Genomic DNA, 24392 nt, shown 5'->3' with positions numbered 1-24392 from the left:
ACATGCGCTGTGTAACCGACGTTCTCAGCCCGTTCGACCCATGCCTGCGACGCTCGGCCCGCGCAGGCCGCACAATTGAGCAGGCCCACGCTGATATACCGAACCTGACGCGCCCTCACTCACCTCCCCGACACTCGCGCCGGCGGGTCAAGGGCCCCCACGCTTTCCCCGAGGCGTCAGAGCATCAGCAGCAGGCGCGTGTTGGTTACGAGCTTGCGGTTCACACTGGTGCTCTGCACGAAGATGGTGAAGTCGTCGTTGTGGTCGGGCTTGACGCGGACTTCCATGTCGGGCAGGCCGAGCAGGGCTCGGGCCTCGGGCCCCGTGTACACCCGGTCCGTCGTCTTCTCCAGCACCGCGATCTGCTTCCGCGCCTGGATCTTCTCCGACTTGCTCAGCTGGTAGAACGCGCCACCGGTACGGTAGGTGTGCCCGGATTCGATGACCCACTCCCGAATCGCCGCGTCACGCGCCACCGGAATCAGCTGGTACGCCGACGGATCCACGGGGGTGAGGCCGGCCGCCTCGATGGTGTCCTTGTTGACCGCCTCCGCGCCCGTGGAGAACACCGCCCGCGATCCCCGGATGCCCCGGGTGCGACCCACCATGAATTTCTCGGTGGCCTCCTGGATGACCTGTCCGGCCTCCTCCAGGCCCCGCGTGCTCGTGGCGTCCCAGATGGCGATGTTGTCCTTCGGGAAACCGCACCGCATGGCCTCGCGCCTGCCCATCTGGTCCGGCACAAGGACGGCCAGCGTCCAGTTGTCCTCCTGCGTCTCGATCATCTTGGCCACGGCCTCGACCAGCTCACGCGGATCCCTGGCAGGGGCATCCGGGCAGTGGTGACTCGCGTTCTCCTGCCCGTCGGTGAGCACGAACGTCAGGAAGCTGTGGTCGCCGTACAGTTGCGCCGTCTGCGCCAGCTCCCGCTGTGACTTCAGCGCGGCGGCCAGCAGAGCCGTCATTCCACCGACCCGGTACAGCTCCTTCAGCGACGGCATCCGCAGCACGTCCTTGTCGTAGATGACGCACTCCACCTTGTCGGCGAAGACGTACACCGTGACGCGGGTTTCCTGGTCCAGCTCCCTCGACCGGCGGGCAAGGTAGGCGATCTGCTGGTCGGCCACTTCGACGACCTTGCGGCTCAGATGCGACATCGACGAACTGGCGTCCAGCACAAGAGCAACGTGATTGATGTAGTTCTGGTTTCCCGCCATGACGGCTCCCCCTCGTTCCGACTCGATGGTCCTACCGTCTCACCCACCACTGACAATCGGCCTCGGCTCCCAAGCCAGACGAAGATCCAGCCTGGCCAGGAGGGGAGTTCTTGGCCGGGCGCCGACATGCGCGCGCTGCGTCGAAGCCCTGGTGTGCCTTAACGCTGGCGAGCACCGCAGTTCACAGCAGAAGCAGCATCGGTCGCAGAGCCCCCGCAGGGTGAAGTCCTGACCTTCGAAGCCGACCCCGGACAATTGGTGCAGGGCGACCTCGAACTCGTACCGGCCGCGCCGGAACGAGGTGGCACAGCCGCCCGGCACGTTGTGCCGCTCGACCAGCAGGGTGCGGACCCCGGCGCGCTGAAGGGTGGCGGCGGCGGTGAGGCCGGCGTTACCGGCCCCGATGACGACGGCGTCGACGTCGCTCACGACCGGGCCTCGTCTCCGGACCCGGCGGCCCCCGCGGCCTGCCCGGCCTCGTGGGCGATCCGGTCGAACTGGGCGCCCATGGCCTCGGCGAGCGCCTTGGCGGCGGACAGCGGGCGGACCATGACGGTGAAGTCGTCGATCTTCCCCTCCTCGTCGAAGTGGAGGAAGTCGCAGCCTTGGATCTGCTTGCCGTCGACGGTCGCGGTGAAGACGAAGGCGTGGTCGCGGCCGTCGGGGTTCGCGATCTCCCGCACGTAGGCGAAGTCCTCGAACACCCGCATCACCCCGCGCAGGATCGCGGCGGTGATCGCTTTGCCCGGGTATGGCTTGAAGGCGACAGGGCTGGTGAAGAGGACGTTCTCGGCGAGGAGGGCTTCGATGGCGGCCTCGTCGCGGTTCTCGACGGCCTTGCGGAACGGGTGCACAGCTTCACCTCTAGTCAATTTATTGAGTAGGTGTGTCGGAGACTATGGCGGGGCGCCGCGCCGGTTGTCCACCCCTGCGGGCGAGACGACGAACAACGGCCGAATACTCACATCGATGAATAGTCAACGACGCGATACTCTGCTCTCATGGCATTGCGCAACGCGGTGATGGCCGCCCTCCTCGAAGGCGAGGCGTCCGGCTACGACCTGGCCAAGGGCTTCGACGCCTCCGTCGCGAACTTCTGGATGGCAGCCCCTCAGCAGCTCTACCGGGAGCTCGAACGCATGGAGGGCGAGGGGCTCATCTCCGCCCGGGTCGTCGAGCAGGAGCGCCGGCCGAACAAGCGGCTCTTCTCACTCACCGAAGCCGGAATGGAGGCCGTGCGCGCCTACGTCGCCGAACCGCCGGGCAAGCCGACGACGATCCGCGACGAGCTCCTGGTCAAGGTGCAGTGCGCGGACGTGGGCGACATCGAGGCCGTACGAGCGGCGATCACCGAGCACATGGAGTGGGCCGCGGCCAAGCTCGCCCGCTACGAACGACTCAAGGAACGTCTCCTGAAGGGGCGCACGGAGGACGAGCACTGCGCGCGGGCCGAACGCGTCGGGCCGTACCTGACACTGCTGCGCGGCATGGCCTTCGAGAAGGAGAACATCCAGTGGGGTGAGACCGCGCTCCGCATCCTCGAACGGCGCGCGCAAGCGACGCGCGACGGGGAGCGCGCCGCATCACGGACGTGACGCTCCGGAAACCACCCTTCCCCCGCCCACTCACCGAAACAGAGGCCCTGCCATGCCCGGCACGCCGTTTCCCTTCTCACGGTACGTGGCCCTCGGCGACAGCCAGACCGAAGGCGTCGGCGACGGCGACGACGTGACAGGGCTGCGTGGCTGGGCCGACCGCCTCGCCGAACACCTGGCACGCCACAACTCCGGTCTGCTGTACGCCAATCTCGCCGTCCGTGGCCGCCTCGCCGGCCAGGTCCACGCCGAACAACTCGCCCCCGCGCTCGCCCTGCGACCGGACCTCGCCACGGTGGTGGCCGGCGTGAACGACCTGCTGCGGCCCCGCTTCGACGCCGATGAGGTCGCCGCCCACCTGGAGGCGATGTTCGCCGCATTCACCGCCCAGGGAGCCCGCGTCGCCACCCTCACCTTCCCCGACGTCGCCCGCATCACCCCGCTGGCCCGGCCCATACGCCACCGCGTCACCGCCCTCAACCACCGCATCCGCCGGGCCGCACACCGGCACGGCGTCGCCGTCGCCGAGACCAGCCACCACGCCGTCGTCACCGACCCCCGCCTGTGGAGCGCGGACCGCCTGCACGCCGGCCCCCTCGGCCACCAGCGCATCGCCGCCGCCGTCGCCCACGCCCTCGCCCTGCCCGACAGCGACGACTCCTGGACACACCCCCTGCCCATCCCCACCACCCCGCCGCCCGCCGGCTGGCGCGCCGGCGCCGCCGAACTGCGCTGGGCCGCCGACTTCCTCGGCCCCTGGACCACCCGCCGCCTGCGCGGCCGCTCCTCGGGCGACGACCGCACCGCCAAGCGCCCACACCTCACGCCCCCAGGTGCCGGGCCCGCCCAGGAGGCGTGACCAAGCGCCTCCCGTACTCCTGGGGCAGTTCTCTGCCGTCGCCTTGGGCCAGGAGCCCTCGCACAAGGCCGCGATACCAGCCGTCAAGTCTGCACGCGACTGAGCAGCTCATCGACTCCCAAGCCGTCCGCGAGCCCACCCGAAACCTCGCCACCGACGCAAACGGCTGACCGGGCCACTCACCAAGCGCGCCACAGCCCGGCAATCTGCATGGAATGGGGCTAAACGACAATCCATCCGACCGGTACGTCGACGAACTCCAGGCCTTCGAGGAGGGCATCACGGCCTGCCCGCCGGCCACCCCCGACTGCACCGACTGCGGCCACACGCAAGACCTCCGCCAAACGACAGACGGACGCTGGCTCCTCCTCGACCCCGACCCTTGGCCGACCGACGTCGTCCCTGCCGGCCGCCGATGGTTCTCCACGCCGGATGGCCTCGTCCTCAACGGTCAAGGGATCGACCCGCCAAGCAACGAATGCCGGCTCGCCCATCAGCTCGTGTGCAGCCGGCAGGAGTCCTCCGGCCACTGGTCGGACATCCGCGTCGTGCTCTGGGCGCGTAACCGAGCCCGCGATGGACTGCCCTACGAATGACTTGCCCGAAACGGGCGTCCGAAAAGGCACGGTCTCTCCTCGGCTCAGCTCCAAGCAGGCCACGTCTCCACCACCGCCGATGCACACGCACACGCACATTGGAAGGGTGGACAAGCCGGGCTCAGGCGGCGAGCGGTAGGCGGCGTTCGGCCGCTTACGAGCGTCCCCTAGCGCGTGAGCACCGGCAGGGATTCCAGTCCCCGCATGAGTCGCGTTCGCCGCCATCGAAGTTCTTCGGGTGCTACCGCGAGGCGGAGCCCCGGGAACCGGGCCAGGAGTCCACCGAGGGCGATCTCCGCCTCGGCCAGGGCGAGAGGCGCGCCCAGGCAGCGGTGGATTCCATGGCCGAAGGCCAGATGCCCCTTGGCGTCACGGTCGGCGTCAGGGTGATCGGGAGCCGGGTATTGAGCGGGGTCCCGGTTGGCCGCTCCCGGCGAGATGAGCACGGGCACGCCGGCGGGGATCTCGGTCCCGCCGAGAGTGATCGCTTGGGTGCTGTAGCGGAAGGTTGCGATGCCGACCGGCGAGTCGTAGCGCAGCAACTCGTCCAGCAGTGTGCCGAGTTCGCGGGGTTCGGTTCGTACGCGGTCGAGGAGTTCTGGGTGCTGGAGGAGCGCCAGGATGGAGTTGCCGATGAAGTTCGTGGTGGTCTCGTGGCCGGCGACGAGGAGGAGGACGGCAAGGGACACGAGCTCGTCCTCGCTGAGCTTTTCGCCTTCGTCCCGGACGGCGATCAGGTGGTGCAGGAGGCTGTCGTCCGGCGACCGGCGCTTGGCCTCGATGAGGTCGGTCATGTAGCCGGCCACGGCGTGGGAAGCCTCGTCGATCCGCCGGGGCTGTCCGGCTGCGAAGAGGTCGTTCGACCAGACGCGCACCTGTGCTCGGTCGGCCTCGGGGACGCCGAGCAGCTGGCAGATCACCGTGACCGGCAGTGGCACGGCGAGACCGGCGACAAGGTCGGCTTCCCCGTCTTCCGGGAGGCCGTCGAGGAGGCGGTCGGCTGTGTGCCGGATGTACGGGCGCAAGCGGGTGACGGCGCCGGTGGTGAAGGCTTTGGTCACCAGGCGGCGCAAGCGGGTGTGCTCGGGCGGGTCGGTGGCGAGCATGGTGTGGGCGACCGCGGGGTGGAGGTTGCGGCCGGAGGGACGGTCGGCGAAGAACCGGGCGGTGTCCTTGGACAGTCCCGGCTCGGTGAAAGCCGCCTTCGCTTCGGCGTAGCCGGTCACGAGGTAGCTGGGCCTGCCTCCGGATCCGGTGGTCACCGGCTGCACAGGGGCTGCCGAGCGCAGTTCGTCGTAGAAGGGATAGGGGTTCTGGAAGAACTCCGGGCACGACAGCGGGTCGCTCATGATGTGGTAACTGCTTCCTTCTCCGGGCCGTCTGAGGTAGTGGTCGGGCGCACGACGCCGCTGTTGGCACATGCCTGGGCGACGAGCAGCACCCACTCGCTCTCGGCTCTAAGGTTGCCCTCTCGCTATCGGTCGCGGGGTGAGCCGGGCGAAATCGCCCTGCGGTCTCAGACGGTGGTGCTTGGCCCTGACGGCATCTTGGAGGATCGCCGCTTCCATAGTGGCTTGTCCGCGGAGCGTGTCAGCCTTACCGAGCCGGGCCGGGACGTGCGCATCATCTTGGATCCCGGGGAGCACTCCACGTTCGAGCTTCGGTCCGTGACCGAGTGGCGTGGCAGCGGTTGGCAGCCGTTCACCAAGACCGCAAGGGTGGGCAGCGCATGTACCTGGCAATCAGGCCCGGCGACCCAAGCTGGCCGATTCCTTGCCCGGGCCGATCGCAAGCGCTCGCAACGTGGGGGCGCTGCGCCTGCGGGAAGCTAGCCGCAGCCGCCGCCGACGGCTTCGTGTGCCGCCCCCACCGCGTGCTGTTCCGGCTGGCTGCGGAGCGGGGCCGCACCGCGTGCACGACCGTTCTCGCGCCGCAGGTACCCCGCCCGGACGTGAGCCCACATCACTTCGCTGCCTCGCACGTTCGGCGAGCCAGACGTGCAATCAGATGTGCACGCCAACGGCCCGAGAGGGGCCGTAACGGCCCGCCAGACCTCATCACATCCGACGGGCCGTCAGGAAAATGCGGGGCTAGGGCTGGAACCAGGTCTGCTCGGGCCCTGCGTCGCAGCCCCACTGGATCACGGGAGCGCCGGAGACATGGCTGCCGGCCCCGACCGCCGCACACAGGCCGTTGAGGTTCTTCAGCTCCCAGCCTCCGTAGCTGGTCGCGACCAGCTTCCACCAGTGGTCGTTCCAGTCGCCGCAGGGCCATTGCATCAGTTGAGTGTTCCAGGCAGACGTGCCTCCCGGAACGGCGAGGCACATGGGGGTGCCTCTGACAGCGGTGCTGTTCGAGTTGACGACGTGATAGTACGTCTCACCATTGACTATCTTGCTCGGCAACTGGTTGAGCGACCAGTACTGCTCCGTTGCCCCATAGGTGCAATCCCACTGGATCACTCCGGCGCCGTTGTTGGCACTCGCGGCGCCGACGGCCAGGCACTCGTTGTTGCTGTTCGCGTTCTTGAGGAAGTAGTACGTGCCCGTGGCGGACGCGGTCGATGCCCCTGCGCCGAGGACCAGCACGGATAGGCAGACGCACAACGCGATGATCTTCGGGCGGGCCTTTCGAAGCTTGAGCATGATTACTGCCTCCCGACTTCGATCGTCGTAGCCCCGATTGAGGGCGCGAGACAGTTGACCGCCATAGACGGTGCGCGTCCAGCCTCTCAGCAGAAGCGGAATGCTTCGGTTTCGAGCCACCGCAAGTGGACCACCACGTGGACCGGGTCGCCCGCCTGCCGGACGCCGCCGCAACGCCTGGACCCCGCCCTGCTCCCACGGGCGGTTCCACGGGCGTTTCCACCGCCGTACGCGCGCCCGCGATCGCCTCAGCGGCGGGACGGAGGCCTCGGAAACAACGGGCTCTGGCAGTCGTTCCGTGCTCAGCGTGGGAGCCGACGATACGCGTCGACGTAGTTGCGCAGCAGGGCCTGGTGGGTGCCGTTGATGATTGCGCCGAGCAAGGGCTGGGCCCGGAGAGGGGCACCGAGGTTCTGATCCTTGATGCTCTTCAAGAGCTCCGCCCGTCTGTCCTTGGTGACGTACTGCTCGAACGACGCCGGCTCCATTCCGGCGAGTTCTGCCAGCTTGGTGTCGTCCGGAACGGCGAAGACGAGACCCGACAGGCCCAGCGCCGCGGCAGGCTCCACCTTGTAGAAGTCGAGGACACGCTTGCGCCACTCCTCACGGCGGGCATGGCTCTGCGTGTAGGACTGGCGGAGCGCGACGATGCGGTCGCGGACAGGGCCTGTCCCGGGCGTGTTCAGGATGGCCTTGACGAGCCTTTCGCCGTCGGTGACGACGGAGCAGTCGGGGGCGAACACTCTCGCCTTGTTGTCCTTGTCCTCGCCGCGGGCCGTCCCGAGAGACTTCGCCAGGGCATCCCCTTCCTGGTCACCCGTGCCGAAGGTGACGCCGTCCTCCAGGCGGGTGAGGCCGTCCAGGAGCTTGACGAACGTGTTGGGCTCCGGGAAATAGACGGTCCTGGGGTCGGCCTTCGCCATCGCGACGCGGACGTCCCGGTCCATCGCGGTGGCGATGTCCACCCGCGGATCGCCCCCCTCGGGGAGGCGGTAGCCCCCGCTGAAGAGGTCGGGCCAGTTCTCCTTCTCCAGCCGGGCCGCCGCCGCGTCGAACAGAGGCCTGCCCTCCGGAGTCCTGAGCGAGATCACATCGGCGTCACCAGTGTGGAAGTAGACCCGCTCGCATCCCTCGCCGCCGGCGGCGTACAGCGCCTTCACGAACTCCTGCGCCCGGTCGCTCCCGGCGATGGTCTGCCGTATGGCGCCGTACGGGATGGTCTTCTGATCGCCGAGAGCCGCCTTGCCCTTGGGCGCGCACCAGAGGAAGGAAAGGACGGCGACCGGAAAATCGGGCTTCTCCTGCCGCCAGGCCTTGGTGAAGTCGTCGATGATCCGCCGCTGCCGTGCGACGCGTTTCGCGCGTTCGGCATCGCTCTCGCCATACGAGTAGCCCTCGTTGAGCCCGATGACGAGCCCGCACCCCTGCCGGGTCGCGGTGGCCTCGTCGCGGTAGCGACGTGCCAGGGTGAGCAGCTTCCCGTGGTCGTCGACCTTGGCCGGGACCATGGCGACGAAGCCCACGCCTCCCTTGACGGGGCGGGGACTGCCGACCGCCTGTCCCGCGTACACGTCGGTGATCGGCTCCCAGGGCGTCCTGCCGGTGGCCGGTGTCTTGGGCCGGGCCCGGTTGACGATCACGCCGGCCTGCTTCCGCTGCTCCTCGGGCAGGCTGTCGGGGCTCGTCCACTGAGGCCGGGAGGTCTCGACCGGATTCCCCGGGCTGCGATGGCACGCGCGCTGCTCGACCAGGTAGCCCTGCTCCAGGCGGGCGGCGCCGATCTTGTCGCGATGGTCCCACACCTGGAACGCGGCGGCCCGGTCGACGGTGCTCAGGAACGTTGCCAGCGCGTTCAGGGAGGAGACGTCGCGCCTGTACACGAAGCTGCTCGCGCCGGCGAAGAGGTGGTGGGGGATCCGTTTGCGGGACACGGCCAAGTGGTGCACGTGCTCCACCCTCGTCAGCGCGACGTACGCGATGCGGTGCCGGAATCCCAGGTCGCGGGCGATGGCGACCTCGGTGACCCCGCGCACGCGCGTACGCTGCTGCCAGGTGGCGGCCGCGTCGCGCAGGGCGGCGAGGCCGTCGGCGTCCCGCCGGCCGGCGCGCACGACCGCGCGGGCGTGGTGCTCGAAGGCCACCCGCTCCGCTCGTACTTCGGCCGGGGAGGGCGAGATCCGTCGGCCCTTGTGCCGCTCCACCAGGCCGTCGATCCACTCCAGGGCCACGTCGCTGCCGTGGGTGCGGATCTCCTCCCAGTTCATGCCGCGCAGCACGACCAGCCCCTGCTCCGTCTCCGCGACCGGGAGCGGGTTGAGGTATCGCAGGGACAGCTCGCTGAGCGTCGCCTTGTAGAACGTCTCGCGCTCCCGGCGCGTCTCGGGCTTGCCGGTGTCGCGTACGTTCACCGGGCCCGGGTCCTTGAGGCTGACCGCGGAGCCGGTGCCATACCTCTCGCGGAACAGCCGCTCGGTCTCGGCCAGCGCGGCCTGCCGGACCCTGGCGCGTTCGTCGGCGTCGTGACCCGTGTCGTCCATGGTCCCGGCCAGGGCGTGCGCGGCGTGGATCAGCTCGTGCGCGAGGGTCACCTCGGGGGCCGTGGCCACGTCGTCGGAGAGCAGCAGCAACCGGGGGTGGAAGGACACGACGGAGTACACGCCCCGGCCGTTGTAGAGCGGTCCCTTGAGCCTGGAGTTCAGTGACCACTGGGCGGGCTTGCCGTCCGTGGCCTGAGTGATGATGACGTTGATCCCCGCGAGGTCGCGCTGCTTCGGCGTCCGGCCGCTCTTCCGGGAGCCGTCGTGGCGGCACAGGACCCGCGTGCTGATGCCCGCGTCCCAGTCCTCCGGCCCGCCGTACGTGCCGTCCGGGTCGGGCAGCGGCCGGGCGTGGCCCAGGAACTCGACGAGGCGCCTGCCCGCCTCGGAGGACTCGATCCGCCGGAGCAGGAAGTCGATCTCCCCTGCGTAGTCCTCGGCGTCCAGCTCGAGGCCGGGCTCGGGGTTGGAGGTGTCGTCACGTATGTCGAGCACGTCCGGGTCGGGGCACACGGCGATGCCGGGCCGTATCACGGTGAGGGGGAGGGGCTTGCCATCGAGCCAGGCGATCTCGATGGGCGACTCCGCGGCCGCCCGGACCGGCTGCGGTGGTGTCAGACGGGCGGGGTCGAGCCCTGTGAGGCGACGCATGGCGGGGATGTTTCCTTTCGGGGCTTACTGAGCTTTGGGGGCTTTCGGCGAGTCCGCGGGGGGGGGACTTCGATCCGCGAGGACTTCAGTCCGCCGCGGACTTCAATCCGCAGGGAATTCAGCCCATGACGACTTAGTCCGTGACGTCTCAGTCCGTGACGACCAGAACGGCTCGCGCCTGCTGACGGGTGTCGGTGGTCAGGACCAGGGAGGCGGCGGCGCCGGCCGCCGTCGGCGCGGTGTACCGCAGCGAGATCTTCTCGACGGCGGGCAGCAGGTTCGGCAGCCCCGCCGTCGGCGAGCCCGTCGCGGGCAGCAGCGGGGCGAGCGCCTCCCCGAGCGTGATGCCTTCCTGGGCGGCCCAGGTCGCGGTCCAGCTCGTCGCGTCGGGATCCTTGTCCGCCACGAGGTCCAGCTCCATCAGCGACGACTCCGGGCCGCCGAGGAGGAGGGAGCCGGTGGCCTCGACGTCGGGCGGGCCGTCCCCGGTGCTGATCCGCGCCGTGAGACGGGCGCGGGCCCGCAGTCCGGCGGGCAGCGGGAACTCGGCGGATCCGGCCGCCGCGAACAGCCGGCCGGAGGGCGTGGGGACGACCTCGAAGCACAGCTCCCGCAACGTCAGCTCCGCCAGCGAGGCGGGTAGACCGCTGCCCATGGCCTGCTCGGTCCAGGCGCTGATGTCGCGGAAGGCGATGCGGTCCGCCTCCACGGTGAGCCCCCAGCCCTGGGCGCTCCTGGCGGCCTTCACCCCGATCCGGGTCCCGCCCACGACGAGCGTGCCCGCCAGGGCGACCTCGAGCTCCCGGTCCCCGCCGCCGGACACCAGGACCGTCTGCTCCTCGATCCGTACGCCCGCGATCTCCAGGGGGCTCAGAAGCTCTCCCGCGACGACGAAGGCGCCTTCCCGGAGATCGCACAGGAAGGAGAGCCGCCCCAGGCCGTTCTTGCCGAGGTCGGGGGCGGCGTGCTCGAAGAGACCGCTGCCGTCGGCGATTTCGCCGTGCGCCGTCAAGGCGGGCAGGTCGACCGTGACGGCACTCTCCAGTCCGCCCACGGACAGGTGTGCGCTCAGCTCGACCGACAGTCCTCCCCAGCCGTTCTGCCGGGCGGCGGAGTCCAGGGCGATCCGCGCACGGACCTGGCTGAGCGTCACACCCGCCGGCAGTGGCCATTCGTCTGCCAGGCCGACGTCGAGCTCTCCGGTCACCCGCCCGTCCCTGGGGGTGTACGAGACGGTGACTTCGCGGAGCGCGGGAAGTGCCGAGGCGAGGAGTCCCTGCCACTCCGCGGGGAAGTGGTCGGTGACGGCGTCCGCGCCCGTGCAGCCCGGCAGGTCCGCCACGTACCGCAGGGACGGCAGGGTGAGTCCGTCGGGGAAGCGGGCGGACACCGTGAACGCGCCCTCGTGCTCGGAGGCGAGGAACAGCACCGGCTCGTCGAGCCCGGGCAGCTCCCACCGGGCTCCCGCGACGACGGGCGTCCGCTCCTGCTCCGCCGTCTTGTCCGTACGGGGAGTGGCGTCGAGCACGACGACGGGCGACTGTGCCCCCAGGGCCTGAAGCGGGCTCAGGTCGTGCGCGGGGAAGGGCTCGGACAGCCGCCACTTCGGGGCGTCCACGACCAGGACGAATCCCACGACCGCCCTGCCCGAGGTGTCGGCCAGGAACTCCGCCACGGCCGGGCACGGCTCCGGCCCGAGGGCGGGCACGACGCAGCGCCCCCGAACCGTCATGCTCTCCGCTATGAATTCCGCATCCGAGAAATTCAGCTCGGGGGAGCCGAGGTAGGCGGAGAACGCGCCACGGACTGCGGGGTCGGTGAACTCCTCGGCCGCGAGCCGAAGGCTTCCGTTCCGTGCCCTCTCGGTGATTTCCTCAACGGACAATGGCATTGCCGAATCCCGTCTTCTCTGTGCTTTCGACTTCACGCGGGGAACACGTGGTTTCCCCAGGCGATGGTGACCTTCGCGGCGCCGGTGTTGTTCACGTCGGCGGAGACGAGCGTGGCCTTGCGCGCGTCGAAGTAGCTGTCGCCGCCGGTACCGCCGTGGCCTCCCTGCCCTCCGGCACCGCCGCCGCCACCTCCTCCGGCACCGCCGCCGGAGAACCAGATCGCGCCCCCACCCCAGCTTCCGCCGCCACCACCGCCACCACCGAAACCGGACCGCCCCGCTTCTCCGTCGGCTCCCCGGGAACGCGTGCTGCCGTTGGCACCGGCCCGGCCTCCCCGGCCCCCGGAGCCGCCGTCGCCGCCCGAGTTGCCGGCACCGCCGGCGTTGATTCCGCTCCCCGACCCGGATCCCCCGGTACCGCCCCGGTGCCCGCTTCCGTCACCGCCGTCGCCGGCGTCGGAATCGCCGGTACCGCCTTTTCCGACGCCGGTGGTCGTTCCCCCGCCTCCTCCGTTGCCGCCGATGCCGGGGTTGTACGCACCCCACTGCCAGCCGTTGCCGCCGCCGGCGCCGGTCGTGCCGTCGTTTCCGTCCGACCCAGGGCCGCCCGGCCGGCCGTCGGCGACGGGAGCGCCGGCGACGGTGACGAGTCCGGCGTCTCCACCGGTGCCACCACCGCCCCCGTTCCCTCCGGCCCCTCCGGCACCGCCATGGGCGAAGCCGGCGTTCGTGCCCTTGGCCCCGTTGTCACCGGTCTTCCCGTCGCCGCCCCGGCCGCCTGCCGCGCCCGCGTCGCCCCCGCTGCCCGCGCCCGCGATCAGCGTGTCGTGGTGGAAGACCTGGGCAGAGGCCGCCGTGGCCCCGTCACGGGCGACGCGGACGCGGATGACATCCCCCGGGGTGACGTGGAGCAGGGCCTGAATATCGGCGCCCTTGCCCCCGCTCACCCCGTCGGCGTCCCAGCCCCCGGCGCCCTGGAGACGCAGCGACAGGATGGTGACGCGGGCGGGGACGGTGAACGTCCGCGTCGCGTCCGTGCCGTCGTAGACGAAGTCCCGGCTGCCGGCCTCCGGGTTGTGGATTCTGAGGTGGCCGCCGGCCGTGATGTCTCCCGTGACCTTGAGGCGGCCGCCGATGGTGATGTCGCCGGTCATGTCAGCTTCCCCCGCAGCGGCGTGCCCTGGGGGTCCAGGAACCGCGCGTCCGTCGTGATGTCGCCGGTCGCCCCGACGGCGCCGGTGACGTTCATGTCCTTGCCGACGGTGAGGTCGCCCGTCACGGTCAGCTGCTCGAAGACGGGCTCCGCGACGGCGACGGCCGTCGAGAGGTGGTGCGTGATCGTGTCGCCGGACCGCTTCAGCGTCACCCGCACGTGGAAGTGGGTGTCGCGGGTGAGGCCGGTGACAGGGAACTGCCACTTGTCCTGGCCGTTGAGGGGCCCGGCGTGCCGGCCGTCGAAGTAGATGTCGCAGTCGGCGTCGGACGGCGCCGTCCAGGTGAGGACGGCCTTCTGGCCCGGCGCGAGCAGAGTGACCGGGGTGGAACCGGGGTTGCCGTTGGTGTCGGCCTCGCGGAGGACGAGGTCGCCCACCACGTCGGCCGTGAGGGCTTCGGCCGGGGGGTACTTGGCGAGCGGGAGGATCACCTGGTTGGTCTCCCAGGTCTGGCCGTTGTCGACGCTGACGGTTTCCCGGACGCGCAGCAGGGCGGTGCCCGTGAGACCGTTGGCCTTGAAGTCCTTCAGGCGCAGAAGGAGCCCGTGCGTGGTGAAGGAGACGGACTCGCCGTCGGCGGGGCGGACGGTGAGCGGCGTGCCGCCGGCGGTGAAGGCCGCCATCTCGTCCTGGGGCAGGGTGAGGAGGACGCCGCTCTCGATCTCGTCGGTGGTCCACTGGTCGCCCGGTTCGACGGTGGGGACGACGCGGTGACCCGCGGGTACGAGGTCCTGGGCGAGGTCGCCGGTGGGGATCTCGACGAGGATCTGCTTGCACAGGACGGCCTCGGTGCCCGAGTTGGACACGACGATGTCGATGTGGGCCGGCCGGTCGGTGGCCAGGGGGGCCGGGACGGTGGCCAGGCCGTAGGTCAGGCGGCTGCTGCCGCCGGAGGTCGCGTTCATGGTGGGGTTTCCTTGGGTGCGTGCGGGAGTTACTCGGACGTGGCGGCTACTCGGACGTGGCGGCGTCGGCCGGCGGGAGCGGGCTGCCGGAGGTGAGCAGACCGGAGCGGAGCACCGGCGCCTGGTCGTTCCAGCGCGGAGTGGTGCTCGCGGCCGAGGTGGCGAAGTGGGTCCAGGCACCGTCGACGGCGCGCTCGGCCCAGGTCCACGTCTGGTCGTCGACGGTGCGCACCGGCAATGCGACGGTGCCCTCCGCGAATGCCGCCGCCGAGGTGAGCAGCGGCCCGGTGCGCAGGACGGTGCGCATGCGGTTCAGCGGTCCGTCGGTGAAACGGTGGGGGATCTCCAGCGCCGTGGTGGGCAGCAGGTCGGTGGTGGCGTGCACGGGGGCGTGGGGGTCGACGAGCAGGGTCAGGTGCCGGGCCGCTCCGGCCGTGACGCGCAGGTGGGTTCCGTCGCCGATGGCGGCGATGCGCGGATGGGCGTCGGACGGCGCAACGACGGTGCGCAGCACGTCGGGGTCGGTGTCGGCGAAGTAGCCCACCAATCCGTCGCCCATGCGCAGCCGCTCGCCCAGGCGCACCGGCCAGGAGTAGCCGGTGAACTCCGGCCGTGGCGGCTCGTGGTCGAAGATGTGCTGCCAGCCGGGGTCGGTGGGCGGTGGTCCGTCCAGGTCCAGGTGGAGGCGACAGCGGACGAGGGCCAGCGGACGCCCGGCCAGCGCGGCCGTGGCGGCGCCCGCGGTGGGCACGATGTCCACCAGGGAGGTCTCCAGGAGATCCATCGCGGCGGGCAGCGGGCTGCCATCCGTTCCGGCGCCCTGAAACCAGGTGACGAGCGCGTGCAGGTGGGGCAAAGCGGTGCGCAGCGCTTCGAGGTCGGCGGAAACGGCACCGGGCAGCGGCGTCCACACCGCTTCCCGGGCCGGCCGGCCGATGCGGTACGCCCAGCGCAGCAGGCCGAGGGCGGTGCCGTCGGGCGCGTACACGGTGAGGGAACCGTCGACCAGGTTGGGGACGATCCATCCGGCGAGCGGATTCCCGTCGTCAAGGTGGGTGGCCTGGTGCGTGTCGCGGGCGGCGTCCATGAGGTCCAGCCCGAGTCGCGCGGACTGCGGCAGGCGCGGCGGCAGCTGGATGACGTGCTCCGGGGTCGTCCCCAGGGCCGCGGGGACGTGCTGCGGGCGCAGCGCGTCGGCCACCACCGGGTGCCGCAGACCGCTCGCCCCGCCGGTGCCCGCCGGGGTGATGACATCCAGGGCGCGCCCGAAGGAGTCCACCAGGGTCAGCCTGAGGAAGCGGAACTGGCCCGCGCGCAGCTGCTGGAAGCCGGAGTCCGGCCAGCCCTCGAAGGGCACGGGCAGGGGGCCCGGGTCGGGGCTGGTGCGGTAGGCGTCACCGATCAGCTCCGCCAGCTCCGGCGGCGCGCCCAGAGGCGGGACGCCCTGGCCGGGGTCCTGGCCGATGAGCATGTCGCGCAGCCCCGCCAGCGAGCTGGACAGCACGTCCCCACGGACCACCCGCTCCGCCAACGCGTCGCAGTGCGGGGCGAGTCCGGGGTCATCGGGTGCGTACTGCCGGAGCTGGTCGGCCAGGCTTCGCGGCAGATGGTCGCTGAGCAACGTCCGGCCGGTGTAGGTGCGCGCGGCCTCGGGGCGGGGCCGCGGGCAGGAGTAGCGGTTGCCGTCGAACTCCCACTGGTCGTGGGGGAGGGGGTGGTACTCGATCTCCCAGAGCAGATGGAGAGGGTGCCACGGCTGCTCCCAGGGCTCGTTCCCGAAGGCCGGGGCGGTGCCGGAGCGCGGAGTCGCCACCGCGCCCGCGCCCGCCCGGCTGTTCGGGTCGAGCAGGAACGCCTCGCGCAGCAGGGCGCGGGTGGAGTCCGGCATGGCCGTGTGCTCGCCGGTGCCGAGGTCGAGCGTGTTGCACGCGAGATCGGCCCGGTCGGCGGTGAACTCGACGGAGCCGTCGGGCAGTTGTACGGCCGTCACGGTCTGGTCGCCGAACCGGCAGTGCAGCGTCGTGTCGTCCGAGACGGGCATGGAGCCGGCGCCCTGCAGGACGACGGCGGGGTCCAGGGCGCGGTGGAAGGGGGCCGGGGCCACACGCTTGAGGTCCCAGCCGGTGGGCAGGCCGTGTGCCTGGGCATACTGGCGAACCGATTCCGCCAGTAGTGCGGGTGTGTCCCCGCCGGGGAGGGCGGCCCGGAGGCGGTCGGCCTCCTGCCGGCCGGTGCGTACGCGCGCCGCGAGGCTGCCCTCGCGCGCCGGGTCGAGCTCCTGCGTCAGCCGCTGGTGGTGGTAGCCGCGCGGCAGTACGGGCAGGCCCTGGAGGCGCCACATGCCGTACAGCCTCCGGCGCAGCCCGGCCAGCTCGCGCTCCGCCCGGTCGTAGGCGTGCTGCGCGGCGTTCAGGGCGGCCTCGACGGACCGGGCCCGGCGCTCGTCCTCGAGGGAGGCGGGCTTCTCCGCGGTGCTGGGCGGTACCGCGTGCCAGGCGTACGAGGCCGTGCCCTCGCCGAAGCCGGCGCCGAGCAGGATGTCGGCGAGGTGGTGGGCGTTGTCCGGCTCGTCCGCCCTGGCGAGGGTGTTGCTCTGGAGCTGGTCGAGGAGCGCGGGCGCGAGGGCGAGGGTCGGGTCGGTGGCCGCCTTGTTGGCGGTCAGGGCGGTCAGCGCGGAGCGGGCGCTGTCGGCGACGGCCACCGTCGGGTCGGGCCGCTGCTCGCCGGAGGGGTCGTACTGGGGCGACACACTGTGGACGCGGCCGGTGTAGACGGTACGGGTGCCCGGGGGCGGGGTGCCGTCGACCTGCCAGCCCAGGGAGCCTTCGAGGGCCTCGCGCACCCGCGGGTCGGCGAGCGGGTCGTCCGAGCCCGCCGCGTGCCAGCCGATGACCTGGTAGCCCAGACGGCCGAACTGCCGGGGCAGCCGCGCCAGGGGGTCGTGGAAGGAGAAGACGTCCTGGCAGTGCGGCTGGAACGCGGCGAAGGCCAGGGTCCCCGGGCCGGTAGCGGTCAGGAAGGTGGGCCGGTCCGCCGCGGATTCCGTCCACCGCGCGGCCTCGGTGTGGCGCCCGATCCGGGTCGGGGTGACATGGCCCCGGCCGGGGCGCAGATAGGGAACGGTGCCCGTGCGCTTGTCCAGGAAGTCGCTCTCGACGACCCACGCGGCGGCGGTGTACTCACCCGCGGCCGTGTAGGCGTGCCGGACGACCAGCCAGCGGTTCGGCGCGGGCGGCAGCGTGACCTCGCCACCCGGCGTGGTCGCCCGGCGCAGCGCCGCCGGAAGCTCCCAGTGCAGGTGAACGCCGTCGTTGCCCGCCTCCTGGGAGAACGCCGTGTCCGTGCTCGCGTAGGGCGACGGCTCCGGCGAGCGGTGGACGCCCAGCAGGTGGTAGTTGGGCAGCCAGCGGAGGAAGGAGTCCCTTGCGCGCACCTGGTCGTTGACGACCAGGGCCCGGAGCCTGACGGGGACCAGGAGGTCGGTGTTCATCGGGTGGTTCCTTCGAAGGTGAGGGTCAGCTGCTCGGGGGCGCGCACCAGTTGCACGGCGAACTCGGCGGGGGAGAGCGGTGATCCGGGCTTGACGTCCTCGGCGAGACGGGCCGCGAGCCTGCCGACGTCCAGTACCCGCGCCCCGGCGGGCGTGGTGACGGTCAGGGCCGGGTCGGCGCCCACGGGCACTGACCGTCCCAGCGGCCGGCCGACCTCGCCGGGTGCCAGGCTGCGCAGGGCCACGTTCCCCTCGTGGTCGACACCGAAGTGCAGCCCCTGGCGCGGTTCGCTGATCGTCAGGCGGTCGGGCACGCGGTCGAAGAGCATCAGCAGGACGTCGGCGCCCAGGGCCTCGCGGCGGACCACCTCGACCGGCGTGGTCCCGGACGCGGCGCGGGCCTCGACGCGCAGCGTCGGCCAGCCCGGGACGAGCGCCGAACGCAGCAGCAGACCGGCGGCGGGCACGGGGCCCTGGCCGTCGAGCAGGTCGTCCAGTTCGGCATCGGTCGTGGCATCGGCGCCGGGGTGCCGGTCCAGGCTGCGCGCGCCGTCGAGCAGGGCGTCGAGCCAGCCGCGGTCGACGTGGAACAGGCGCAGGCTCTCGGGCGGGAGCATCCGCTGGTCCGGTACGAGGCAGTCGAACGGTACTCCGCTCAGCGTGCGCAGCTTGGCCAGCCATGCCGCCGCCTCCCGCGCGTCCGGCGACGCCGACCGCGGGGCGGAGGAGCGCTTCGGTGCGTCGAGGCGGTGCGCGGTGGGAGCGGCGCGTACGGTCCGGGGGCGGGGCTCGTCGTCCTCGGGGATACCGAGGGCCGGGCCCAGCGCGTCGAGGGCGTCGCCGCGCAGCAGCTCCTCGAACTGCTCGCGCGGCGTCGGGGCGGCCGCGCGGGGGACCGGCCCCGCGGACGGCGCGCTGAGGAAGAGCTGCCGGCGGTACGTCGCGTACTGCCGGTCGGTCGCCCGGCGCAGTCGGCCCTGGTGGCGCAGGCGGACCAGGGTCGTGGCGAAGCCGGGGTCGGCCAGGGCCAGGGCGCGGCCCACGTTCCAGGCGCAGGCGTAGCCGGTGGCGAAGGTACCGGTGCGCGGCTCGTGGAGCAGCAGACCGTCGGCGTCGGGGAAGTGGCCGTCCGTCGGCCGGGGAAGCCCGGGCGCTACGCGGGGCAGGAACGGGCCGCTGTACCACGCGAGGGCGCGCTCGCCGGACTCGGTGATGTGGGTCATCGGGACCATGCCCTGCTCCAGCAGGGTGCCCAGTTCCTCCGGCAGCCCGCTGTTCGCGGCAGGGGCAGGGCGCAGCGGGGCGGCGCTGTGCTCGCCGTTCCCCGGCACGAAGCGTCCGGCCAGCCGGCCGAAGCCGTCGCCGGATTCGGGGCAGGAGGTGAACGTCCAGCTGTGCAGGGACACCAGGCGCACGGGTTTGCCGTCGGCCTGCGGCCCGGGCGGCGCGTGGCCCTCCAGCGAGACCAGGTGGGCCACGTACCGGCTCCGGCCCGCCCCGGGGAAACGAGCGGTGGTGATGACCGCGTGCGCGTCCCGGCCCGGCCGGCTGACCCGGCCTTCGACGGGCGTGGCGTCCTCGCCGCCCGTGCGGACGTGGGCGAGGAAGGCGAGGTCGGACGGCTGCGGGAGCAACTGAGCCAGCAGTTCCCCCGGTACGTCGACGACCTGACAGGAGGTGTCGAGCAGGGCCGCGTCGACGGCGTCCCGGTCCAGGGCGGGACCGGACACCGCGGCGTCGCCGTCGAGGAGCGCGCGTACGGTCAGGGAGGTGGTGGTGCCCAGGGCGTTGGGGTCGCCGGGCAGCTCGCCCTCGCCGAACAGCAGCAGCGCCGGCCAGGGGGCCCGGGCGGGGTTCTGGACGCCGCCGGTGAAGGGCTCGCGCTCCCACGGCAGGGCCGTCGGGTTGAGCGTGATGTGCGGGAGCAGACCGTGGAAGGGGCCCTGGCTGTGCGCGGCCGGATACACGGCGTGCACCCACGAGGGGTCGAGACGGAACTGCGCGGCCCGTACGTCGACGATCTGTTCCACCGGGTCGAGCCGGGCACCCGGCAACTGCTCGGCGGGAAGCCGCTGGTCGACGGTGATCCGGTAACGGCCGGCCTCGATGCCGGGCAGCAGGTGGTCGTAGAAGGCGACGGGGGTGTCGTCCGCCGGCGCGGACTGCTCGGTCGGGTGCGTGGTCATGAGGTCCTCACGAGTGGACGAGTCGCAGGGGCGGGGAGGAGAAGGCCGCTTCGCGGGCGTAGCGGTCGAGCTCCGGGGCGGCGTCGAGCCGGTAGCCGGCGGCGGCCAGGGCGGCGAGCGCGCCCTTTCGCAGCGCGGTCTGCTCGGGCGTGTCGACCCGCAGCGCGCCGGTGCCGTCGGTCTCTTCCCGCTCCCCGCGGACCCCGGCGGGGGCCGCGCCCGGGTCGAGCGGCAGGGTCCCCTCGGCCGGCGGGGTGTGGTCGAGGCGGCCGCTCCGGCTGGACGCGGCAGCCTCGGGCAGACGCGGGGCGGGTACGGCGATGCGTGCTCCGCTGACGAGGCCGTGGACGAAGGGGTCCGCGCCGAGCGCGTCGTCGGCCTTTCCCGCGCCCCACAGCGCGGTCGGCCGCGGCGCGCGCTGCGTGGTGACGATCCAGTCCCGCCACTGGTCGGCGGGCAGTTGTCGCCAGTGGCCGTCCTCGGTCTCCTCCTCGACCGTGACCGAGAGCGTGACGTCGAGGTCGGTCTTGGCCATCGGACGGATGTGCACCTTGGCGGGGCTGTCCCCGGTCTCGGCGGGGCTGGCCCCCGTCTCGTCCACGCCGTTGACCTTCAGCGCGGAGGCGGGGAACGCGCTGCCGACGGTGAAGGCGAAGCCGTCGGCGGTGGCGGTCCACGCGCCGGAGCCGCCGCCGGCCGGTTCGGCCTGCCGCGCCGTGGTGGCGTGGTCGGGGTGGAGTCCCTCGACGGGCGTGAGCGTCAGCGGGTGCTGCGGCAGCAGCGTGCGGAACTGTTCCCAGCCGATGGGCGGGGGCCCGGCCTTGGGCTCGCCGAAGTCGATCGGGATGGAGATGCCGAGCACCTTGACGTGTGCGGTGCCGCCGAACGGCGGGCCCCACACCGACAGCCGGGCGCCCAGCGACGCCTCGCCGCTCCAGCCGAACAGCAGCCACACCTGGGCGGTGATCTCCGCCCACACGTCCACCTCGTAGTGGAACGGCGCCCACTCGACCAGGGCGTCGAAGCCGACGTCGATCCGCGCCTTGGCCCACGAGCTGTCGTACCGCAGGTCCAGGCGGCCGCCGGCCATGACGGCGGAAGGGGTCAGCGCGAAGTAGCTGGTGCCCTTCACCGTCAGCTCGGAGCCGGAGGTCCAGTCGACGCCGACCGGGTCCGCCCGCGGGTAGTGGGCGGGCGGGGCGTAGCGCGGGTGGTAGCCGCCGATGGTGAAGACGAAGTCGCCGGGCTGCTCGCTGCCGCCGAACCACAGGCGCAGCGCCGCCCCTCCGGTCAGGTGCACGGACCGGTCGAGCAGGAAGCTGTCCGGGGCGAGCCGGGCGTCGACGGCGAGCATGTCGGCGGAGCGCCGGTAGACCGCGGAGACGTCCAGCTCGATGCCGGCGTACGGCTCGCCCAGCTTCTTCTCCGGGTCGGGGAACTGGGCCTTGGCCGAGCCGAGCAGCCCCACCACCAGGTCGTCCGGGCCGAACTCGGCGAATGCCAGGGCCTTGCAGTGGACGATCTCGAAGACGTCCGCGTTCAGGCCGAGGGCCAGCCAGGTGCTGCCCTCGCGCGGGGTGACCCAGGCGGCAGCGCCGTCGGTGCCCTCGGTCAGCTCCTTGAGCACGTCCAGGGGCTCGGGCGGCGTGCCCTCACCCGCCCCGGCGAGCCCGCGCAGCAGGGGGAACCCGGAGACCTGGTCGATGGCGGGCACGCGGAGGCTGCTGTTGTAACCGAAACCCGCCTTCACCGCGGTGACCCTGAAAGCGGGCGGGCCTCCGAAAGCGGCGCCCAACTCCGCGTACAGGAAGAGCGACTGGGCTCCGCTCTTGAGGTGTCCGTAGGCGCCGATCGCCCCGAAGCCGGCGCTCGGAGTCTTGATCAGGGCGCTGCCCTCGATCAGCCGGTCGTAGGGTGAGTCGGCGGCGACCGGCTTGTTCGCGAACGCGCCGGATATCTCCAGTGGCGGCTTGCGGAAGGACAGGCTCAGCCCGTCGAGCCGGCCGGAGGGCGTGAAATCCTTGCCGTTCAGGGGAATGCCCAGCCCCAGCCCGTCCGCGCCGAGCTCCAAGGGGCCGGCGTGCACCGTGGCGTCGCAGAGAACCCAGATCTTCTCGTCCTGGTAACTGGCACCCAGGCGCCGCAAGTACAGCGGACCGAAGGAACGGTCCAGGGCGACCCACGCGGCGGCCGGAACCACCGGGTCGTCGGTTGCGGCCGGGGGAGCCGCCGCTGACGCCGCCCACGTTCCCGCGACCGGCGTGGAGTTGAGGAGATTGGGCGCGGGGGCTTCACTCGCATGATCCTTGGCGGGCTTCGCGTCGGCGAGGCGGAACATCAAAGGGGAGCGCTTTTCACCTCCCCACTCGTAGTCCAGGGCCAACAGAGCGCGCCCTCGGGTTTCCTCGGGAAACGTCGGATGGGTGCCGTCCAGGCGGGAAATCTGTTCGTTGAGTGCTTTCACCTGATCGACGGTGAGGGCGTCGGAGGCGATGACGGCTTTGACGCCGGTGATGCCGAGGTCGTGGTCAGGGGAGATGCGGTCGCCGACCAGGGGGAGATCGCTGAGTTTGGCGGCGAGTCGCGCATCGACGAGCAGGGCGAACAAGAGGCACCTTCCGGGCCGGGAACGGGAAAGCGGAGGGGAGTCGAAAGGGAGATTGCTTCACGCCCGGGAACCCGGCAGGTTTGCCGTCTCGGGGCCGGAGCCGAAGCCGGAGCCGTGCGCCACGAGGCCGATCGCCTCGGCGAGTTCGGCCTTGGTGGGTTCGATCTGCCTCATCGACTCCGCGTATCAACAAACATAGTTGAGAGTTCACCCGAATTATCTTGTTCAATGGTTGACCGAATTATTCGCGACCTGCTGTGCGCAAAGCGGGTGATGACCCAACACCTTAAATCTATGCGAACGCTTGATCCGTAAGCCAACTGATGGTGTGTGGTCTGCTTCACATTCGCTCATGGGTCTCGCTCCGGGATCGGTTCGGCGACTCGTACGGCCATCATCGCGGTGTCACCGAAATTTTCCCGACGGGATTTATGAGCTATCGTCAATACGTCCCCTCCGGCGAGGGTGAACCCACCGATCGCAGGTGATCTCGCCACGGCAACAAGGGATTCGGTGGAACCCTGACGCGTGCCACCGGCGCCTCCCGCCCGACCCGCCCGTCGGCCTCTTTGCCCGCGCTCCTCACCCGCGCGGACCCAAGAGCGCGGGCGGCGGGTGCGCTCACGCGCCTCCCTCAACCAGCCCCGATACACCACAAGTTGACAGCATCGCGTCACGGCATGAAGGTGCCCGCGATGGCCATGCCCACCGATGAACTCAAGAATCGGCTCCAGAACGAAAAACCTTCGTCCTTCCGGGCAGTTCCCTCGCGATCCCCGCGGCGGACGCCCTCTTCGCCGCGCACCTGGACGGCACACTCACCATCACCGATGCCACGCTCTCCGACGAGTCCCATGCGACACGAACCGCTACGTGACCGGCGTCGAAGCCGAGATCATGTACCCGAGATGGGCAGCGGAGTCCGGACGGCTTCGCCGGGTAGGCCGCCGTCGGTGCAGGGCTGTTCGTTCAGCTGGCGTGCTCCATCGTGCAGGGCTCCACCCAGCGCAGCAGCCGACCGATTGTGTGCGAGCCCGGCATGCAGGGGCGCATGCTCGCCACCGGCCAGTGGATCACCTACGGCACCCGCCCCCTCGCCGCCCTCCTCGCCGGGGCTTCCGGCACCTGGCTCGGCCTGTGGAACACCTTCGCCCTCGGCATCCTCGCCCTGGTCCCGCCGTTCCTGGTGCTCCTCGCCCTCTCCAGCCGCACCCTGCACCACGTCCCCCGTCGCCCCACCCGCCCCCAGGCCGCCGCAGGTTGAACGAGAACCGGCTTGGTGATCGAGAATCCGACTGCCCACTGGGAAGACCCCTGGGCCGCCGGGCGCCGGTACCGTCAGCTCATCGACGCCGAGACCACCGTTCTGGACCGTCACATGGGGCCGGGAGGCGGGCGGCTCGCCTCGACACCGGCAGTGGCGACGGCGCCCTCGTCCACCACCTCGCCGACCGTGATTTCAAGGGCGACCGGCCTGGACTGCGCCCGCGGCTGAGGAAGGCCGGCTTGTCCTTGATGAAGGTGTAGACCAGGCGCGCCGCGACCAGGGCGAAAGCCCGCTTCGCCAGGGGCGGGAGCTCGGGTGAGTCGAAGTCGGCGCGACAGAAGATGCCTGTGGCCGAGGACGGGTCGATGCTGACTAGAGCAAGGGTGCTCGCGGTCTGCTCGCGCCCAGGGGGCTCGCCCGCACACGAGACGCGCTGATCGATGCCCTTGAGAGTTTCCCCACGCACCACTAGCGTGCTGCGGATCGCTATGGTCGCGTTCCGGGAGTGCGCTTCGTCCGGGCCGGCGCGGTTGACTTCCTCGAGCAGGAGTCCGAGCCGGTCTACGAATCGGATGCTGCGGCAGCGGCGTCGCCGTCCAGCACGCTGGCAGTCCGAGGCCGTCGATCGCCACGGTGTCACCGGTGCTGCGTGAAGGTCCACTGCGAGCTGCGATACGCACTCGCACACCCGCTCTGCGGATTTCCCTGCCGTCTTCGCTTGGAGCCGACCG

The 24392-nt window shown here is 71.3% G+C and carries 16 protein-coding genes; 4 read left to right on the top strand and 12 right to left on the bottom strand.

Features of this window, described 5'->3' with window-relative positions:
• Window positions 1–176: 176 nt before the first annotated feature.
• From ACX9I7_RS28380 to ACX9I7_RS28370, 3 genes are read right to left on the bottom strand one after another with little or no spacing between them, the layout of a single operon-like run.
• On the bottom strand, window positions 177–1217 hold the full coding sequence (locus ACX9I7_RS28380) for a vWA domain-containing protein (RefSeq protein ID WP_387576692.1): 1041 nt from the start codon (window positions 1215–1217) through the stop codon (window positions 177–179).
• Window positions 1218–1256: 39 nt separating this feature from the next.
• Window positions 1257–1646, bottom strand: coding sequence for an FAD-dependent oxidoreductase (locus ACX9I7_RS28375; RefSeq protein ID WP_459388931.1), 390 nt, complete (start codon window positions 1644–1646; stop codon window positions 1257–1259).
• A complete protein-coding gene (locus ACX9I7_RS28370) occupies window positions 1643–2071 on the bottom strand; it encodes a nuclear transport factor 2 family protein (protein WP_459388930.1) in 429 nt (142 codons plus the stop codon). The genes ACX9I7_RS28375 and ACX9I7_RS28370 overlap by 4 nt, the downstream gene beginning before the upstream one ends.
• A 147-nt stretch (window positions 2072–2218) precedes the next feature.
• Between ACX9I7_RS28370 and ACX9I7_RS28365 the strand changes: the two genes are divergently transcribed.
• From ACX9I7_RS28365 to ACX9I7_RS28355, 3 genes are all read left to right on the top strand, one after another.
• A complete protein-coding gene (locus tag ACX9I7_RS28365) occupies window positions 2219–2812 on the top strand; it encodes a PadR family transcriptional regulator (RefSeq protein ID WP_387576686.1) in 594 nt (197 codons plus the stop codon).
• Between the two features lie 52 nt (window positions 2813–2864).
• On the top strand, window positions 2865–3671 hold the full coding sequence (locus ACX9I7_RS28360) for an SGNH/GDSL hydrolase family protein (protein ID WP_459388929.1): 807 nt from the start codon (window positions 2865–2867) through the stop codon (window positions 3669–3671).
• A gap of 215 nt (window positions 3672–3886) precedes the next feature.
• Window positions 3887–4267, top strand: coding sequence for a DUF6083 domain-containing protein (locus ACX9I7_RS28355; protein WP_387576683.1), 381 nt, complete (start codon window positions 3887–3889; stop codon window positions 4265–4267).
• A gap of 167 nt (window positions 4268–4434) precedes the next feature.
• Here the strand turns inward: ACX9I7_RS28355 and ACX9I7_RS28350 are convergent, their stop codons facing one another.
• The 9 genes from ACX9I7_RS28350 to ACX9I7_RS28310 form a co-directional block, all read right to left on the bottom strand.
• On the bottom strand, window positions 4435–5616 hold the full coding sequence (locus ACX9I7_RS28350) for a cytochrome P450 family protein (RefSeq protein WP_459388928.1): 1182 nt from the start codon (window positions 5614–5616) through the stop codon (window positions 4435–4437).
• Window positions 5617–6357: 741 nt separating this feature from the next.
• On the bottom strand, window positions 6358–6912 hold the full coding sequence (locus tag ACX9I7_RS28345; protein WP_459388927.1) for an RICIN domain-containing protein: 555 nt from the start codon (window positions 6910–6912) through the stop codon (window positions 6358–6360).
• Window positions 6913–7214: 302 nt separating this feature from the next.
• On the bottom strand, window positions 7215–10100 hold the full coding sequence (locus ACX9I7_RS28340) for a M91 family zinc metallopeptidase (RefSeq protein ID WP_459388926.1): 2886 nt from the start codon (window positions 10098–10100) through the stop codon (window positions 7215–7217).
• Window positions 10101–10248: 148 nt separating this feature from the next.
• Window positions 10249–11991 (bottom strand): hypothetical protein, encoded by a 1743-nt coding sequence (locus ACX9I7_RS28335; protein WP_459388925.1) that lies wholly within the window; start codon window positions 11989–11991, stop codon window positions 10249–10251.
• Window positions 11992–12023: 32 nt separating this feature from the next.
• Window positions 12024–13145: a hypothetical protein gene (locus ACX9I7_RS28330; RefSeq protein WP_459388924.1), complete on the bottom strand. Its 1122-nt coding sequence runs from the start codon at window positions 13143–13145 to the stop codon at window positions 12024–12026.
• The gene (locus tag ACX9I7_RS28325; protein WP_459388923.1) at window positions 13142–14110 is read right to left on the bottom strand and encodes a hypothetical protein; all 969 of its coding nucleotides are present in this window, start codon (window positions 14108–14110) and stop codon (window positions 13142–13144) included. Before ACX9I7_RS28325 ends, ACX9I7_RS28330 begins: the two co-directional genes overlap by 4 nt.
• Before the next feature lie 46 nt (window positions 14111–14156).
• A complete protein-coding gene (locus tag ACX9I7_RS28320) occupies window positions 14157–17600 on the bottom strand; it encodes a hypothetical protein (RefSeq protein ID WP_459388922.1) in 3444 nt (1147 codons plus the stop codon).
• Window positions 17597–19786 carry a hypothetical protein gene (locus ACX9I7_RS28315; protein WP_459388921.1) on the bottom strand — a complete coding sequence of 730 codons (2190 nt, stop codon included), beginning with the start codon at window positions 19784–19786 and terminating at the stop codon, window positions 17597–17599. The genes ACX9I7_RS28320 and ACX9I7_RS28315 overlap by 4 nt, the downstream gene beginning before the upstream one ends.
• A gap of 7 nt (window positions 19787–19793) precedes the next feature.
• Window positions 19794–22394 carry a DUF6603 domain-containing protein gene (locus tag ACX9I7_RS28310; RefSeq protein ID WP_459388920.1) on the bottom strand — a complete coding sequence of 867 codons (2601 nt, stop codon included), beginning with the start codon at window positions 22392–22394 and terminating at the stop codon, window positions 19794–19796.
• A 1051-nt stretch (window positions 22395–23445) separates the two neighbouring features.
• Between ACX9I7_RS28310 and ACX9I7_RS28305 the strand changes: the two genes are divergently transcribed.
• Window positions 23446–23658, top strand: a complete 213-nt coding sequence (locus ACX9I7_RS28305; RefSeq protein ID WP_387576657.1) for a hypothetical protein — start codon at window positions 23446–23448, stop codon at window positions 23656–23658.
• Window positions 23659–24392: the final 734 nt, after the last annotated feature.

This window comes from Streptomyces sp. L500 (assembly GCF_054551825.1).
Note: the sequence above shows the minus strand (reverse complement) of the source record. Positions and strands in the feature narration are given on the sequence as shown.